This window comes from Marinobacter sp., assembly GCF_035268745.1.
Classification (GTDB): Bacteria; Pseudomonadota; Gammaproteobacteria; order Pseudomonadales; family Oleiphilaceae; genus Marinobacter.
On sequence record NZ_DATFKH010000143.1, the window covers coordinates 1 to 15,594 of the forward strand.

At 57.8% G+C, this 15,594-nt stretch carries 15 protein-coding genes; 7 read left to right on the forward strand and 8 right to left on the reverse strand.

Annotated elements, in window-relative coordinates:
- Positions 1-63 precede the first annotated feature (63 nt).
- Together VJ956_RS11290 and VJ956_RS11295 are read right to left on the reverse strand one after the other, a co-directional pair.
- Positions 64-2,658: a TRAP transporter permease gene (locus VJ956_RS11290; RefSeq protein ID WP_324084912.1), complete on the reverse strand. Its 2,595-nt coding sequence runs from the start codon at positions 2,656-2,658 to the stop codon at positions 64-66.
- Between the two features lie 134 nt (positions 2,659-2,792).
- On the reverse strand, positions 2,793-3,770 hold the full coding sequence (locus VJ956_RS11295; protein ID WP_324084913.1) for a TAXI family TRAP transporter solute-binding subunit: 978 nt from the start codon (positions 3,768-3,770) through the stop codon (positions 2,793-2,795).
- Positions 3,771-4,079: 309 nt separating this feature from the next.
- Here VJ956_RS11295 and VJ956_RS11300 point away from each other — a divergent pair, with 309 nt between their 5' ends.
- Complete coding sequence (locus VJ956_RS11300; RefSeq protein ID WP_324084914.1) at positions 4,080-4,574, forward strand: nucleoside deaminase; 495 nt, start codon at positions 4,080-4,082, stop codon at positions 4,572-4,574.
- A gap of 99 nt (positions 4,575-4,673) precedes the next feature.
- A complete protein-coding gene (locus tag VJ956_RS11305; protein ID WP_324084918.1) occupies positions 4,674-4,904 on the forward strand; it encodes a DUF2798 domain-containing protein in 231 nt (76 codons plus the stop codon).
- A gap of 35 nt (positions 4,905-4,939) precedes the next feature.
- Here the strand turns inward: VJ956_RS11305 and VJ956_RS11310 are convergent, their stop codons facing one another.
- From VJ956_RS11310 to VJ956_RS11325, 4 genes are all read right to left on the reverse strand, one after another.
- On the reverse strand, positions 4,940-5,872 hold the full coding sequence (locus tag VJ956_RS11310) for a nucleoside recognition domain-containing protein (RefSeq protein WP_324084924.1): 933 nt from the start codon (positions 5,870-5,872) through the stop codon (positions 4,940-4,942).
- Positions 5,873-5,965: 93 nt separating this feature from the next.
- Positions 5,966-6,946 carry a ribonuclease Z gene (locus tag VJ956_RS11315; RefSeq protein ID WP_324084931.1) on the reverse strand — a complete coding sequence of 327 codons (981 nt, stop codon included), beginning with the start codon at positions 6,944-6,946 and terminating at the stop codon, positions 5,966-5,968.
- 136 nt (positions 6,947-7,082) lie between these two features.
- A complete protein-coding gene (locus tag VJ956_RS11320) occupies positions 7,083-7,952 on the reverse strand; it encodes a hypothetical protein (RefSeq protein ID WP_324084939.1) in 870 nt (289 codons plus the stop codon).
- Positions 7,953-8,096: 144 nt separating this feature from the next.
- A complete protein-coding gene (locus VJ956_RS11325) occupies positions 8,097-8,870 on the reverse strand; it encodes a hypothetical protein (protein WP_324084945.1) in 774 nt (257 codons plus the stop codon).
- A gap of 473 nt (positions 8,871-9,343) precedes the next feature.
- Here VJ956_RS11325 and VJ956_RS11330 point away from each other — a divergent pair, with 473 nt between their 5' ends.
- The 4 genes from VJ956_RS11330 (at position 9,344) to VJ956_RS11345 (ending at position 11,501) form a co-directional block, all read left to right on the forward strand.
- The gene (locus VJ956_RS11330) at positions 9,344-9,694 is read left to right on the forward strand and encodes a DUF1622 domain-containing protein (protein WP_324084952.1); all 351 of its coding nucleotides are present in this window, start codon (positions 9,344-9,346) and stop codon (positions 9,692-9,694) included.
- A gap of 181 nt (positions 9,695-9,875) precedes the next feature.
- A complete protein-coding gene (locus VJ956_RS11335) occupies positions 9,876-10,643 on the forward strand; it encodes a glucose 1-dehydrogenase (RefSeq protein ID WP_324084960.1) in 768 nt (255 codons plus the stop codon).
- 43 nt (positions 10,644-10,686) lie between these two features.
- Complete coding sequence (locus VJ956_RS11340) at positions 10,687-11,244, forward strand: type II CAAX prenyl endopeptidase Rce1 family protein (RefSeq protein ID WP_324084977.1); 558 nt, start codon at positions 10,687-10,689, stop codon at positions 11,242-11,244.
- Between the two features lie 20 nt (positions 11,245-11,264).
- A complete protein-coding gene (locus VJ956_RS11345; protein WP_324084984.1) occupies positions 11,265-11,501 on the forward strand; it encodes a ChaB family protein in 237 nt (78 codons plus the stop codon).
- A gap of 175 nt (positions 11,502-11,676) precedes the next feature.
- On the opposite strand, the gene VJ956_RS11350 is transcribed toward VJ956_RS11345, so the two are convergent.
- The gene (locus VJ956_RS11350; protein ID WP_324084991.1) at positions 11,677-12,615 is read right to left on the reverse strand and encodes a carbon-nitrogen hydrolase family protein; all 939 of its coding nucleotides are present in this window, start codon (positions 12,613-12,615) and stop codon (positions 11,677-11,679) included.
- Between the two features lie 218 nt (positions 12,616-12,833).
- Between VJ956_RS11350 and VJ956_RS11355 the strand changes: the two genes are divergently transcribed.
- Positions 12,834-13,517: a helix-turn-helix domain-containing protein gene (locus VJ956_RS11355; protein ID WP_324084993.1), complete on the forward strand. Its 684-nt coding sequence runs from the start codon at positions 12,834-12,836 to the stop codon at positions 13,515-13,517.
- Positions 13,518-13,560: 43 nt separating this feature from the next.
- Here VJ956_RS11355 and VJ956_RS11360 read toward each other — a convergent pair.
- Positions 13,561-15,594: AMP-binding protein (locus tag VJ956_RS11360; protein ID WP_324084995.1), on the reverse strand; the 2,034-nt coding region annotated here is incomplete at its 5' end.

The window sequence follows — 15,594 nt, forward strand, 5'->3', positions numbered from 1 at the left end:
CCCAGGACTCCTCCTCGTTGAGGTCCACTGGCAACATGATCTTGCTGTACATGGCAAACTCCTTCAGGCAGTAGCATTAGCCGCCGTGTTGTCACGGCGCCTTCGCTGCATCAGTACTATCAGTCCAAAGACCAGGAAGGCAGGAATCCACATCAGCTCCTTGGTCCAACGGTCTACAGGCGACAGCACCTCAATAATTTCCTGATCGAAATCGAAGCCAAGTTCCTTTGCCTGGCTGCCATAGGCGACCATATCGACGATCGCCCTGCCGTCCTTGATCAACAGGTCCATGCCCATGTTATCGAGCCGCTCCTGTCCGGTCTCGCCGTCCGGCACTGGCACGGTCATGTAGGTGGTCATGGGATCGCCATACGCATCAACACCTGCAATCTCCAGGCGCAAGCTAGAGTCTTCATCGGCATTGCCCAGCGCCTCGACGAATTGTGCCGGAGGCACGGACTCATAGGGATCATGGATCATGTCCATCCAGAACCCGGGCCGGAACAGCGTGAACGCAATCAGCAGCAACACCATGGATTCATACCAGCGGTTGCGGGTGATCATGAAGCCCTGGGTCGCGGCCGCGAAGATCAGCATGGCGATGGTCGACACCACGAAGATCAGGATGCCCTGCGTGAAGGTGACATCGATCAGCAGCAAATCGGTATTGAAAATGAACAGGAACGGCAGCGCCGCGGTACGGAGGCTGTAGTAGAAGGCCTGAAAACCGGTCCGGATGGGATCGCCAGCCGAAACGGCCGCCGCCGCGAAGGATGCCAGCCCCACCGGCGGCGTAACGTCGGCCATAATGCCAAAGTAGAACACGAACAGATGCACCGCAATCAGCGGTACCAGCAGGCCGTTCTCGGCCCCCAGTTGAACAATGACCGGCGCCAGCAGCGCCGAGACCACGATGTAGTTGGCCGTGGTGGGCAGCCCCATGCCGAGAATCAGGCTCAGCACCGCCGTAAGCATCAGGATCAGCAGCAGGTTCCCCATGGAGAGGATCTCCACCATTTCCGCCAGCACCAGCCCGACCCCGGTCTGCGACACAGCCCCGACGATGATGCCAGCGGTGGCGGTGGCAATACCAATGCCGATCATGTTGCGGGCACCGGTGACCAGGCCGGTCCACAGATCCATCGCGCCCTCACGAAGGTCCGCGCTCATATCGCTGCGGCCCCGGAAGATCGAGGTAATCGGGCGCTGGGTAATAATGATGAAGATCATGAACACTGTGGCCCAGAAGGCCGACAGCCCCGGCGACAGGCGCTCCACCATCAGACACCAGATCAGCACGATCACCGGCAGGATGTACTGCAACCCTACCAGCACCGTGGGCTTGGTTTGCGGCAGCGTATAGATCGGCTGGTTGGGGTCGTCCAGCTCGAGCTCGGGGTAACCGGCTGCCAGCTTGAGCAGAGCGATGTAGATTACGGTCAGGCCAACCGCGACCACCCAGGGTGTCGCATCGCCAAGGACCGGCTTCAGCCAGCCAAGGCCGTAATAGACGGCCATAGCCGTCACCATCATCAACAGCAGACCACCCAGAAAGCCCAGCACCTTGTTCAACAGCGGCTTGTACGGATTGCTGCTTTCAAGACCCTGCATATTGGCTTTCAGGGCCTCCAGGTGAACGATATAGACCAGGGCGATATACGAGATCAGCGCCGGCAGGAAGGCATGCTTGATGACCTCGACATAGGAGATGCCGACATACTCGACCATCAGGAAAGCAGCAGCGCCCATGACCGGTGGCATGATCTGACCGTTAACCGAAGACGCCACCTCGACGGCACCGGCCTTCTCGGCGGAAAAGCCGACGCGCTTCATCATCGGAATGGTAAAGGTGCCGGTAGTTACCACATTGGCGATCGACGAACCGGAAATCAGACCAGTCATGGCCGACGCCACCACAGCAGCCTTCGCCGGCCCACCCTTGTAGTGGCCAAGCAGCGAAAACGCCACCTTGATGAAATAGTTACCCGCACCGGCCTTATCGAGCAAGGCGCCGAATAACACGAACAGGAACACGAAACTGGTCGAAACCCCCAGGGCGATACCGAAGACCCCCTGGGTGGTCAACCACTGGTGATTGATCAGCCCATAGAGGCTGACCCCGCCATGAGAGAGGATACCCGGCATCCATGGGCCAGCAAGACTGTAGATAAGAAAGACCGATGCCACGATCATCAGCGGCGGGCCAAGCGCTCGGCGGGTCGCCTCGAGCAGCAGCAGGATCCCCGCCACCCCGATGATCACATCCTGCGTGATCGGCGCACCGGGGCGCTGAGACAGCTGCTCGTAGAACATGAACATGTAGGCGCCGCAGAAGGCCGCCACCGTGGCAAGCACCCAATCCTGGATGGGGATGCGGTCGCGGGGCGAACGCTTGAGTGCCGGATAGGCCATATAGGCCAGGAAAAGCGCAAAGGCCAGGTGAATGGAACGCGCTTCCGTGGCGCTGAACACGCCAAAGCCCAGCATGAAGGGCACTGGCGAAGCGATCCATAACTGGAAGAGTGACCATGCGGCCGCAATGCTCACCAGTAGCTTGCCGGGCATGCCGGCTGGTTTGCGGGCCCCCGTGTCACTGGAAGCGACCATGTCATCGAGGTCGACACTCGAATCGCCAGGTCTTGTGTTGTCGTCAGTCATAGTCAGCCCTGCAGCCGTCGATGTTGTTATTGCGCCTGGAAAAGTCGGGGGAAACGGCATTACCAACGCAATGCGCGGATACTTGAAGGCATCCGCGCATCAGTCACCAATTTGTAACAACCATCAAATCAGGATCACTCGATCCAGCCCTGTTCCCGGTAGTAACGGGCAGCGCCTTCATGCAGTGGTGCGGAAAGCCCCTGGGTGGCCATCTCCTCGGCAACCAGGTTCTCGAAGGCGGGGTGTAGCTGTTTGAAGCGATTAAAGTTGTCGAAGACCGCCTTGACCGTCTGGTAGATAACTTCATCATCCGCCTCGGCGGTGGTCACGAAAGTCGCCGCTACCCCGAAGGTCTCGACATCGTCCGGGTTACCCTTGTACAGGCCGCCTGGAATGACGGAATTGCTGTAATAGGGATACTCGTTAACGATGCCTTCGATGTCCTCGTCATTCAGTGGAATCAGGCGGGCATCAACGGTGGTGGTGGCTTCCTGAATGGACCCATTGGGGTGGCCAACCACATAGACCATGGCGTCGATGTTGTTATCGGACAGGGCCGAGGCCTGCTCAGCGGCATCCAGTTGGGAAGCCAGGGAGAACGTGTCCGTGGTCCAGCCCTTGGCGTCCATCACTACCTGCATGGTGTTGCGCTGGCCAGAGCCGGGATTACCGATATTGACGCGCTTGCCCTTCAGGTCATCCAGGGTCTCAATGCCGGAATCGGCACGCGCCAGCAACGTCAGCGGCTCGCCATGGACCCGGAACACGGCACGCAGCTCCGGGTAGGGATTGTCCTCGAAATTGCCGGTGCCGTTATAGGCCTGATACTGGACATCGGACTGGGCGACACCCATGTCCAGTTCGCCGGACTTGATGCCATTGATGTTGGCAACAGAACCGCCGGTGGACGGTGCATTACACTTGATATTGGCGTCATCGAGGCGATTGACCAGGCGACAGATCGACTGGCCTACCACGTAGTAGACTCCAGTCTGGCCACCGGTGCCAATGGTGATGAACTTTTCTTTGTCCTGAGCAATTGCAGGTGAGGCGAACATGGCAGCACACAGCAGGCTGCCGGTAAATGCGGCAGATAACGAATGGCGTTTCATAAACACACCTTGATAGTTGTCATTGTGGTCGAAGGAAGGTGGCAAAAGCTACACCCAGCAGATTTACCAACGGTGTAATGAGGTATTTTCCCGTTGTTTCTCAGTCTAGCCCGGAGTTAGGTTTAGTAAAGGTGAATTTTCAGATCTCAGACAACGATGCGGGTGAACTGACAAACCGGGACACCCTGCCCCGTTCCAGTCTGTTAGAATCCACCCCGAAACCCCACTTTGTGAACACCGAACCAGACCTGTTTGATTGATGAGTCTCCACCAGCAGGCCAAAGACCCAACAATGCGGAGATGCCATAAATGAGCAATTCCCCGACCAGCGACACTGATCAAGCGTTTCTCCAGCAAGCCATCCAGTTGGCCTTCGAATCGGTCGACACTGGCGGCGCCCCGTTTGGCGCCGTGGTGGTCATCAATGGCAAGGTTATTGCCAGCGCCGGTAACCGGGCAAAGCTGGATTGCGACCCTACCGCCCACGCCGAGGTCGCGGCCATTCGTATGGCCGGCAAGGCACTGCGCAACCAGCATATGCGGGAAGCTACCCTGTACGCCAGTTGCGAGCCATGCCCCATGTGCCTGGCCGCTGCTCACTGGGCTCGTATTCCCCGTATCGTGTTTGCTGCACCTCAGGAAACCGCAAACGATGCCGGCTTTGCCGACGGCAATATTGCAGAGCAGCTCTACGGCCAGACCCATCCCGCCAGGCCCGAAGAGCTGGGATTGACCCGGATCGAAATGGACGACTCGGCGGCGCCTTTTCGGGCCTGGCTGACAAAACAAAACGGGGCGTCATAGCGACGGCAAATCCTTGGTCGGAGCTGACAAACACAAAAACCTGGACAGGCCTGTTTTCATTTGAAACGGGTCCCGGCGCATGTCGGGAAGAGAGAACCTATGATTGACCGCAAACATCACCGCATTGTGTTTTCGTTTTTCATGTCGTTATTGATGTCCGGCATCATGTCGCTGGTGATCAGTCTGTTTAACGTGGGGCTGGTCGATAATATTGTGTCGATCTGGCTGAATGCCTGGGCGTTTGCCTTTGCGGTGGCGTTTCCCACCATTCTGGCGGTCACGCCCCTGGTTCATAAACTTGTCAGTCTGGTGTTAAAGGAAGACACCTAGTGTCCCGCCATTGACAAACAGCAGCCTATCCAGCGCTAGAACAGAACCAGGTGCAGCACGGCCCGCAACAGAATACCCACCACTGCCCCCAGTAACGCTGGCTTGAGAACACTGGCCACCCGCCGCCCGGCAGCGATCAGGATGGCGATACCGGCAAGATCGAAGGGATGGATCAGAAAGCCGGCCAGGCGGTTGAATTCGGCGGTGCTGATCAGACCCTGGTTAATATAATCCACGGCAACCCCCATCATTGCCGTACCGCCTGCGATGTATTTGGAAACGATCGGCAACAGCGCGGCGCTCGGCAAACCGAGGCCCTCGAACAGCGGCGCCAGCGCCCCTTCCAATAGCCCGATCACGCCCAGCGCCCGAAAAACATAAACCACCACCAGAGCCAGCACCAGCATCGGTATCGCGCCAACGGCAATCTCGAAGGCATCACGGCCGGCACGGTTAATCACCGCCATCAGTCCGGCCGGGGCGTCGTCTGGATCCTGATCGTCCCTGGTAGAGGCTTCTTCATTGCTCAGATTGCGCCCGAACAAGTGGAAGGTCAGCGCAGCGGCAACCAGGCTGCACAGCAGTGAGATACCCAGGACCGCCCAGACATTAAGGCCCACTGCCGCCATGGGAAAGGCCACATTGGCCTGGGCCAGGGTAAGCACCATCGCCAGGGTGGCAGCGATATGCCGCGCCGAAATACCGCCCCGGTCCATCATCGCCAGGGTGGCGACGGGGGCGGCAAAACTGACCAGAAGAATCTGGATCATGGCAAAAACCCCCAGCCCCGGGATTCCCAGCGGGCGCAGAACGGGGCTCGCGCCCCGCACCACCCAGCCCAGCAGTCCCTGGTACTCAAGCAGGCGCATGATGGTGAGCATCACTATCATCACCGGCAGCAGCACGAAAAGCGCAAGTTCAATACCGGCCCGACCGGCATCAAGAATCAGCTCAGCAATATCAGCCATGGCTTCCCTTCATCAGCAAGAATACGAAAGCCGCAAGTTTAGCAAAGTTGGGGAAACCATGGGAAAACCGCGACCAATTCGGTTGAATTGAGATTAATTACCCGGCTCGGTGGTCAGGCAGTTCAGAGACAGGTCTTTCTGCAGCCGGTAACTGGCAAAATCCCGGGCCAGGAACAGCCGGCCCCGATAGTGTTGCAACGCCTCGGCTGCCAACTGGTTGATGTGGGGCGTACCGTCCGGCCCGGACTGATAGCGGGAGCTGAAGTGGGTCAGCACCAGGTTGGGCAGGCGTGCCTGTTGGGCGAACCGGGCTACCTGTCCGGCGGAGCTGTGTTGGGGCCAGGGGCCGACCCGATCGGCCACCTCCTGGGTGTAGGTGGCCTCGTGAATCAGCACATGGCTGCCGTTGCAGGCCTCGCTCAGCAGGGTCGGATCGTCATTGTCACCGGCGACGACCAGGCGGCGGGCAACGCGGGGAATCCGGGTGTAGTCGTCACTCCTGAGCAGGCAGCCGTCTTCCAGCATCACGTCATTGCCTTTCTGCAACTCACCCCAGCCGGGGCCGGGTGCGATGCCCTCCTCGTTCAGCTTGTCCTGCAACAGTTGTCGCTCCACATTTTGTTCGGTAAACACGTAGGCGCGACAGGGCACCCGGTGGGAGAGTGCCACGTTCGTCACCCCGACGTGCTCATCCCGCCAGACGAAGTCGGGTGCCTCGGAATCGATGAAGTTCAGGGTATAGTTGAGGCTGGAGTCGCTGTTTTCGAGCGTCGCGTGGATGAGGTTTTGGGTCTGGACGGGGGCGATGACGTCCAGCGGCTCTGTGCGGCCCAGCATGGAGGCACTGGTGAGCAGCCCCGGCAGGCCGAAGGTGTGGTCGCCGTGGACATGGGTGATGAATATCGCCCGCAATTGCATGACCGAGTAGTGGGCGCGAAGTAGCTGGTGCTGGGTGCCTTCGCCACAGTCCACCAGATACCAGGGTCTGTGGCCCGAGTGCGACAGCGCGAGAGCGCTTACGTTGCGTGAACGTGTCGGTGTTCCGGCCGACGTGCCCAGAAAGGTGAATTCCATCGGTTCTGGTTCCCCGCCATTTGAAGTGGTTTACTGTAAATCATTCCCGCGCCGGAACGTAACCGGTGAAAAGCCGGGACGGATCTGTTTCCCGGAGACCCAAGGTAACGCTGGGGTCCCTTGCCGGGTATACGGTTTACCAGCCGAGCCTGATACTCCCCACAAGCGCATCGCCCAGACGCAGATCCAGGGTTCCCGCTTGAAGATCCCGGTACCGCACACGGGTATCCACACTCGCGCCGATTCCCAGCACCATCGCTGGCCCGGAACCTTCGCCTGAGCTGACCCGGTAGCTCAGTTCCGCTCGCCACTCGCGCAGATAAAGTGCACTTTCAACGGCCCGGGCCTGATCAAGCGTGGCCCAACGATCCCCTTTCCGGGCGATTCGAAATTGCCAACGGTCACCAGTGCTTTGCCATCGCAGCATGACCGGCAAATCCACCAGCCAGTGACCGCTAATCCCGGTGTGCTGCCAACGCACTCTGGGAAGCCAGCGGAAAGAACCGAAACGATGGTCGCCGCCAATCCCCAGGCCCAGGGGCGAACCCTGGCCCAGGGCCCGGAACACCGCCACACGACCATTCACCACATCGCGATGAAATGTCTGATACTTGAACATATTGGAGGTACCGGCAACGCCCGCCCGTGCTTCCAGACGGTAAAGCCGGTGCTGCCATTGGCCCTCGACCGTCAACCGGTGCAAGTGGCCGTTGTGCGCCGGGTCACCGGTGCGCAGGCGCAGGGGCTGGTAATCGTAATCAACGCCCCAACCGCCGGAAGCGCTCTGGCGACGCCAGCCCAGCCCACGCTGGGACCGGCTCACTTCGCGGGCAGACGGCACATCCTGCGGCCAGCTGTAGGGCTGCCACTGACGGTACAGCAGGTAGACTTCACTTGTGGCCCGGGCGCTGTGCGGCAGGACCAGGGCGGCTATCAGAAGAGCCACCCGAAGGCAGAACCACAGGGTCGCAGGATCGATGGTTTGAAAGTAACGCGTTTTGAACACGACACTGGCCCCCAGTCAGGGCTGCCAGTTGGGAGCCCCTCCCCTTTTTGTATGCAGTGCCCTATCCAACACGCACTGCCGTTCACTGCATTTTTGTTGCAGGATCAATGAAACGGCCACGCAGATCTGCGGGCACTTTTCTTCTCATTTAATAACAACGGTCGTCCTGTCGATTCCCGTATTGCCATTTTGTGGGTCATAAGCATGGACGATCACATCGTATACACCCGGTCCTGTGACTGGAATTTCACCGTTATACATACTGGCTTTCCCAGCGTAGGACATTTCCTCTTCACCCACCTTTTCTCCATCTTTGGATATCGTCATACCAACCTCGAACTGATTCGCGTCCCACAGGCCGTCTGGAGTAATGGGACAACCACACATCATCATGACATTGGCACTGACTGAAATGCTGTCGACCTCCGAAGCCGATACTTTCTGGGCCGCCGCCGGTTCCAGCACATTGACAACAAGGCCTGGCAGTTCAATCACCCAACCATCTCCAACCGAAAGGTGACCACCGGGAATAACCCATTGGGTCGCACTCGCCACATGGGCAGCTTGCGGCTGGGCCAGTGGACCATAAACTTCCGCTTCAATCATGCGCGGGCGGTCGAGATCCAGCGTTGTATTGAAAGAGGCAGCAGATTCGTCTGCCATAGCAGTGCGGCGACCACCATTTTCATGCATGATTTTGCCTGTGTTGCCGGTGCCACCAGCGGTTACACCCTGGGCCAGAACCTCACCGGTTTCTTTGTCGCGCAGAATTACCCGGGTTCCCCCCATGCTGGTGCCTACGAATTTGGCATCCTTGCTCATGACTCGAACCGTGATGTCAGTGTTTTCAGCCACGACCGCGCCCGGAATCATGGCCAAAGCGAAGCTGGTCGCTATAATAATCGCTTTTAATTTCATAGCCTGTTACTCCTTGAATATCAGTTTTAGAAATCTTCATGACCGGAACATATCAGCCTGGCCAGGCTCATGTTAATCAGCCATAAATTCCCTTCATAGGCTACACCGTCACCGGCGTCGCTTCAGTGACCAAGTCACTTTCATTCCCGGGCTGCGCCCTCCAGCGCATCGAGAGGAATTTTCAGGTACCGTTGCACAAAAACCGGGACAGAGCTCTTTTTCCGCTAATGTGTGTCTCGTGTCCTAATGCACTCCAACTTTGACACTGGAGAGTGTTGTGAAATAGTGAACTCAGGATTTTCCGCTTAATAATCAGGCCATCCAGGTGTTATGGGTATGCATGGAGAAAGTTACATCTGAGTGGTCAGTGGCAAATATATGGTGGGGCCGCCCAAGGGACATTCTGAGGTTCAGCCTGGTCAATAAAAATGGCGAGCAGGGGGCTTGCTAAAGGCTCGTTAGATGGGGGAGAGATGAGCGACTTTATAACACCGTTGGCGACCTGGTGCGCGGCGATAATTGAGGGGATTGGAGTAGGCATTATTACCTTGATTGCGCTCTATGCGCTGTTTCATGCTCTGGGACGGTTAGTCAAAAAAGATGATAAAAATTCAGTCATTCAGGAGCTTCGCCAGTTCCTTGGGCATGGCATCTTGCTGGGACTGGAGTTTCTCGTTGCAGCAGACATAATCTATACGGTTGCTGTCGATTTGACCTTTGAATCAATTGGGGTTCTGGCCATCGTTGTACTTATACGTACATTCCTGAGCTTTACGCTGGAAGTAGAGGTCACAGGCAGATGGCCTTGGAACAGTAAGCAGTAGTGTGCAAACCTGAGATCTGTCTTTTCGAACCGTCGCTGCCCAGGAAAAGCCGGTTGTAATCGTTTTCGGGGGCCGTCAGTTTAATTGACCCATGTCAGCGGGCGTTGATACGGATACCTGTAATATTTATGCAGTAAGCTTTATGGTTATTGATACCCTCAACGCGAACAAGGAGATCTCTATGAACCGTTTGAAAAATAAAGTTGCAATGGTTACAGGTGCCGCCCTTGGCATTGGCCGCGCGTCCGCCATCCGGATGGCGGAAGAAGGCGCAGTGGTGGCTGTCACCGATGTCGACAAGGAAGCGGGTGAAGCCGTTGCGGCAACCATCAACGACAATGGCGGGATGGCCCGGTACTGGCACTGCGATGTTTCTGCCGAGGATGATGTCGCGAAAACCATCGCTGCTGTAATCGAAGAATTCGGACATCTGGATGTAATGCTGAACAATGCCGGTATTGCGGGCACAAACAAACCAACCCATGAGATCACGGAAGAGGAATGGGACAAGGTTCAGGCTATCAATGTCAAAGGTGTGTTCTTTTGCACCAAACATGCCATCGAGCCCATGCGAAAGGCGGGCGGTGGCAGCATTATAAATCTTTCCTCGATTTATGGTCTGGTGAGCGCGCCGGACCTGCCGGCTTATCATGCGTCCAAGGGCTCTGTCAGCTTGATGACCAAAACAGATGCACTGCTTTATGCTCCGGACAAAATCCGGGTGAACTCCATCCACCCCGGTTTTATCTGGACGCCCCTGGTGGACAATTTCCTGAGTGAGCAGGGCGACGTTGAGGAAGGCCGGCGTGCACTCGATCGCAGGCATCCGCTGGGCCATGTGGGCGAGCCGGACGATATTGCCTGGGGCGCGGTATTCCTGGCGTCCGACGAGTCCAAATTCGTCACCGGCGCCCAGTTGGTAATTGATGGCGGCTATACTGCCCAATAGGCATGAACCATTCGCGCGATCAAAAAAGCGAAACAGGTTTATTTTGTCGATTCGCAACCCGATGACTCCAGGCAGGTCTTCAACGTACCTCCGCAGCAACCTTGGCAAGAGTTTTCTGACCTCGCCTTTTCAGGTCCCGTTGAAGGCCTGGGCACTGGTGCCGGCGTTCGCAATCATAGCGGCATCCGTCGGTTTCGGCGCCGGTTTGTTACAGTTTGGCTGGCTGGATTCGCCAATCACGCCCTTGTTACCGCTCATATTGTTCGTGTTCCCGGCGCTGCTTGAAGAAGCCTTTTTCCGGGGCGTACTCATACCGCGAAACATATTGGCGGCCGGGCATGCAAAGGCTGCCTGGAGTGTGGCAATCAGCACTCTGGTATTCGTGGTGTGGCATCCATTCAATGCGTTGACGTTTAACCCCACCGCTACTTCGCTTTTCCTGAACCCGTGGTTTCTGGTTATCGTTTGCGCCATGGGGGTTACTTGTGGCTACGCTTATGTTCTTTCCCGGTCTATATGGGTGCCGGTGCTCATTCACTGGGCCGCGGTAACGGTCTGGGTGCTTTTTCTGGGCGGCAGAAACCTGGTACTGGAACTGTGAATGTTCAGAGGAGAAGACCAATGCCATACGATAGCAATGCGGAATTACCAGACAGTGTACGCAATAATCTGCCAGCCCATGCCCAGGAGATTTATCGTAAGGCGTTCAATTCCGCCTGGGATAAATACAGCGATTCTGAAGATCGCCGTGGCAACTCAGGCCGGGAAAAAACAGCTCATAAGGTGGCCTGGGCGGCGGTAAAAAAGGAATACCACAAGCAAGGTGACAGGTGGGTGAAAGGTAAAACCGACGGATAAACCGGACTCTGTCTCTCTTTGAAAAACGCCGGCAGGAGATGCCCCCACTAGGGGAACCGGGATGAGCACCATGGTCTCACTGCAACTGTAGCTGTGCATTTCACGCCCTTCCAGCCACTTATCCGCCAGTAGCCCAGGGTTCCCAAATCACTGGTTTTCAGGGTATTTATCGTCCCTATTCGTTGAAGCTGACCGGCCTTTGCTGCCGGGTGTTCACCTGCAGTGAAAAAATGTCCGGTCGGGCATAGTGACCGGCGATATCAAGACTGCGCCTTGCCGCATTCACTTCACCCAGGTCGATCTCCGCCAGCAGGAGCCCGGTTTGTTGCCGTAACGGACCCGCGACTATCTCCCCGGCGGGTGAAATGACCACCGAGTCACCCGAATTGATCCACTCGTCCTTGTCCGGATACAACCGTTCGACGTCCGGAAAGTCCTCGGGCAGATCGCCTGTACGCAATACGTTGCCTGCGCCCAGAACCCAGCAGCCACCTTCCCGCGCTATGTGCTGCAGCGTCCGAAGCCAGCGGTCGCCACTGTCGTAGGTCGGGGCGATGTAGATGTCGATGCCCTGGGCGAACAATGCATAGCGCGCCAAAGGCATATAGTTTTCCCAGCACACCAGAGAGCCCACCCGGCCAACGGGCGTGTCGACGACTTTCAGGCCGCTGGCATCGCCGAAGCCCCAGACCATGCGTTCCGGGTTGGTCGGCATGAGTTTACGGTGGCAATTCTGCACGACGCCTTCCGCACTGATAGTCAGTACCGAGTTGTAGAGAGTGGTGCGGCTGTTATCCCCGTCGCGTTCCTCAATGCCGCAGACAATCGTCACCTGCATTTCCTTGGCAATATCCAGAAGCGGGCGCAACTGGTCAGATTCAATCCGGACAGCGTTGTCTAACAGGCGCCCGTGTAACTGCTCCGATAAACCCCAGTCGCCGCCGGGTTTCAATCGCCAGATCCAGGCGGGGTAGCCCGGAATGAATGTCTCCGAGAAAACCACCAGCTCCGCTCCCTTGCTGGCGGCTTCCCGGACCAGTTGGACTGCCCTTTCAATGGTTTTTTCCCGGTCCAGAAATACCGGTGGTTCCTGAACTATTGCTATCTTCGTCATGATTTTGTCCTTTTGCGGATCGCAGGCCGTTTTTGTGCTCATGGCACGGCTCCATTATCGGGAACGGCAAAGCGAATTGCCGGCCCTGGGATTACTATCTCCCCGACAGGCGGCTGGCGATAGTCCAGAAAATGGAGCGCCAGACGGAGAAGAAAGGAATAAGATGGAATACCGGGGCGTACGCCCTTCTTCCAACCCTACCCATGGAATCGACGCTCATGACCAACTATGGACAGTTCTGCACCGTGGCCCGGGGCTCGGAAATACTTGGAGAACGATGGACGCCGCTGGTGGTGCGGGAGCTGCTTTGCGGCAGCACGCATTTCAATGAGATCCGGCGGGGAGTCCCGAGAATATCGGCAACGCTTTTGGCTCAGCGCCTCAAAAAACTTGAAGATGTGGGTGTGCTCCACCGTGTTCATAGTGACAATAACGTGGAGTATCTGCTTACCCCGGCGGGAGAGGAACTACGCCCGATCATCCTGGCCGTCGGTCACTGGGGCGCGCGCTGGATTGGCAGCCGGCTGCAGGCAAACCAGCTGGATGCCGGCTTTTTGATGTGGGATATTCGCCGGTTCGCGCACATCGACAAATTTCCCACTGACCGCAGGGTAGTCATCCACTTTTTTCTGAACGATGCCCGACCGCGGGAGCGCCACTGGTGGCTCGTTGTGGTGGACGGAGAGATTGATCTGTGCCGGGAGAACCCGGGACATGAGTTGACCCTGGTACTGGAGGCCAGTGTTTTGAGTCTGACTGAGATCTGGACCGGTGACAGTGACCCGGACACCGAACAGAAGGCTCACCGCCTTATGGTCCGCGGCAGCAGGGCCGACTCCACTGATCTCTGGCACTGGCTGGGCAGAAGCGTGTTTGCCCCCAGCAGAAAAGCGACTGTCTGATGCCGGGGTAAAGCCAGGCCGACCCCGGTGGCCATACCCACCGCTAGCGGGATAACCGGTCCGGTTCGCCGCTCACTTCCAGTATCGTTTGCCGGGCGGCGTCCCGTAGCCGGACCGCGGACTTCCAGTCATCGCCTTCCGGCTCGGTCGGCTCTCCCACAACCACGCTTATCGGGCCGGGCCTGGGGTTCCAGCGGTCCGAGGGAAGCTTGTGCTGGGTGCCTTTGATGGTAAGGGGTATGACTTTCTCACCCAACACCGCGGCCGTCATGAAAGCGCCCATGTGAAACGGGCGCAGACCGGGCGCCGCATCAAAACCACCCTCGGGGAAAAACACGAGTCGGCGGCCGTCGGCGTTCTCGGCAATCCGATTGGAATCACCGACACTGCTCCTGGCGTCAGCGCGCCCCACGGGTTCAATCTCCATGCGCGTCAGAAAACGCTTCAGGCCGCGAACGTTCATCAGCTCCGCTTTGGCGATGAAGCTCACCGGCACGGGAATCACCGCCGCCAACACCAGAGAGTCGAGGTAGCTGGAGTGATTGGCAACAATGATACAACCCTCCGGCAGCTTCCTGAGCCTGTCGGTGGTCTCCACCTTGAGCCTGGTTCCGGTCAGCAGTGCCAGCAATCTGCCACCCCAATGGACAACCTGCCATCGCAGCGAGCGACCTGGAAGGATATTGACCAGACTCCAGACCGGTATGGAGATCAACACCATCACCACCCAGGCCCAGGCCGAGTAAAGCCAGCGGCCAGCGTTTTTCAGGCTACGTTTCGCCTGCTGGCGCCAGGTCGCGGCAGCTAACCTGGCCAGTTGCCGCCACACAGGCTCGCTTTTGCGCTCAAGTTCGCCCCGCTCATAACGCAGCCGGCAGTCATTGCGCCGCAATTTGCCACTGGAGGTCTTTGGCACTGTGTGAGGGCTGACCATGAGGATTTCGTCTACCTCGATGCCCAGGGCGTCCATGGCGATGTGATGGATTTTTTCTTTGACCTCGTCCAGTTTGTCCTGATCCTTTTCTGCGGTCTCCGCAACCACGACCAGCCTTTCGCCGGCGCTTTCCCCCATTCCTGATGCAAACGCGGCAACACAACCGGCCCGGACCAGATCAAGATCGCCCACGGCCTCCTCGATTTCCCCGGGATAAATATTGCGTCCAGCCCGAACGATCAGATCCTTGTTGCGGCCGCTCAAATACAGTTCCTCGTCGGCGATATAGCCCCTGTCGCCTGTATTCAGCCATTTGCCGTCGAAAAGCTCTTCGGTCTTCTCGTCATTCCGGTAATACCCGCTGGTCGCCGAGGGGCCGGTAAACTGCAGGTTGCCCTCCTGTCGTTCACCAAGCTCATTGCCGTCGTCGTCCACCATGCGTATTTCATGGTTGGGAATGGCCTTGCCGCAGGACACAAAGCGGAGGGCTGTTTCGTCATCCCGGGAAACCGGTTTTGCCTCGCCGCTTTTCTGGAAGCGGTCCCGTTCAACGTAGTCGATGACCGGTTCCCGCTGCTCCTCGGGAAAGGTCAGGGCCACACAGTTCTCGGCCAGGCCGTAGACCGGTGCCATGGACTCAGGCCGGAACCCCCATTCGCCGAAGCGTTCGATAAAACGCTCCACCGTATCCGGGCTGACCGCCTCGGCGCCGTTGAAGGCCACGCGCCAGGAGCTCAGGTCCAGTCCTTCCATGTCCTCATCGCTGATGCGTTTCAGGCACAGCTCGTAACCGAAGTTGGGCGACGGCGACAGCGTGCCGCCAAACCGGTCGATAGCCCAGAGCCAGTAATGGGGCCTGGTAAGAAAAAGCAGTGGCGAGAGGATGACCAGATGCATGCCATACCAGAGGCTGGACAAACAGGTGCCGATAAGGCCCATGTCGTGATAGAGGGGCAGCCAGCTTACGAACACATCGTCCTGATCCACCTGCAGCACTTCATTGCCGGCGCCAATGTTGGCGAACAGATTGCGGTGGCTGAGACTGACGCCTTTGGGGCTTCCGGTACTGCCCGAGGTAAACTGCAGAAAAGCAATATCGTCGCCCCTGATTCCGGCGGACGGCCGTTCCAAAGGTTTCGCCCA

Bases quoted from the DNA above. Each gene is read 5' to 3' on its own strand.
- VJ956_RS11325 (WP_324084945.1), bottom strand. From the start codon at position 8,870: ATGAAATTAAAAGCGATTATTATAGCGACCAGCTTCGCTTTGGCCATG.
- VJ956_RS11305 (WP_324084918.1), top strand. From the start codon at position 4,674: ATGATTGACCGCAAACATCACCGCATTGTGTTTTCGTTTTTCATGTCG.
- VJ956_RS11355 (WP_324084993.1), top strand. From the start codon at position 12,834: ATGACCAACTATGGACAGTTCTGCACCGTGGCCCGGGGCTCGGAAATA.
- VJ956_RS11310 (WP_324084924.1), bottom strand. From the start codon at position 5,872: ATGGCTGATATTGCTGAGCTGATTCTTGATGCCGGTCGGGCCGGTATT.
- VJ956_RS11295 (WP_324084913.1), bottom strand. From the start codon at position 3,770: ATGAAACGCCATTCGTTATCTGCCGCATTTACCGGCAGCCTGCTGTGT.
- VJ956_RS11330 (WP_324084952.1), top strand. From the start codon at position 9,344: ATGAGCGACTTTATAACACCGTTGGCGACCTGGTGCGCGGCGATAATT.
- VJ956_RS11350 (WP_324084991.1), bottom strand. From the start codon at position 12,615: ATGACGAAGATAGCAATAGTTCAGGAACCACCGGTATTTCTGGACCGG.
- VJ956_RS11290 (WP_324084912.1), bottom strand. From the start codon at position 2,658: ATGACTGACGACAACACAAGACCTGGCGATTCGAGTGTCGACCTCGAT.
- VJ956_RS11300 (WP_324084914.1), top strand. From the start codon at position 4,080: ATGAGCAATTCCCCGACCAGCGACACTGATCAAGCGTTTCTCCAGCAA.
- VJ956_RS11345 (WP_324084984.1), top strand. From the start codon at position 11,265: ATGCCATACGATAGCAATGCGGAATTACCAGACAGTGTACGCAATAAT.
- VJ956_RS11335 (WP_324084960.1), top strand. From the start codon at position 9,876: ATGAACCGTTTGAAAAATAAAGTTGCAATGGTTACAGGTGCCGCCCTT.
- VJ956_RS11315 (WP_324084931.1), bottom strand. From the start codon at position 6,946: ATGGAATTCACCTTTCTGGGCACGTCGGCCGGAACACCGACACGTTCA.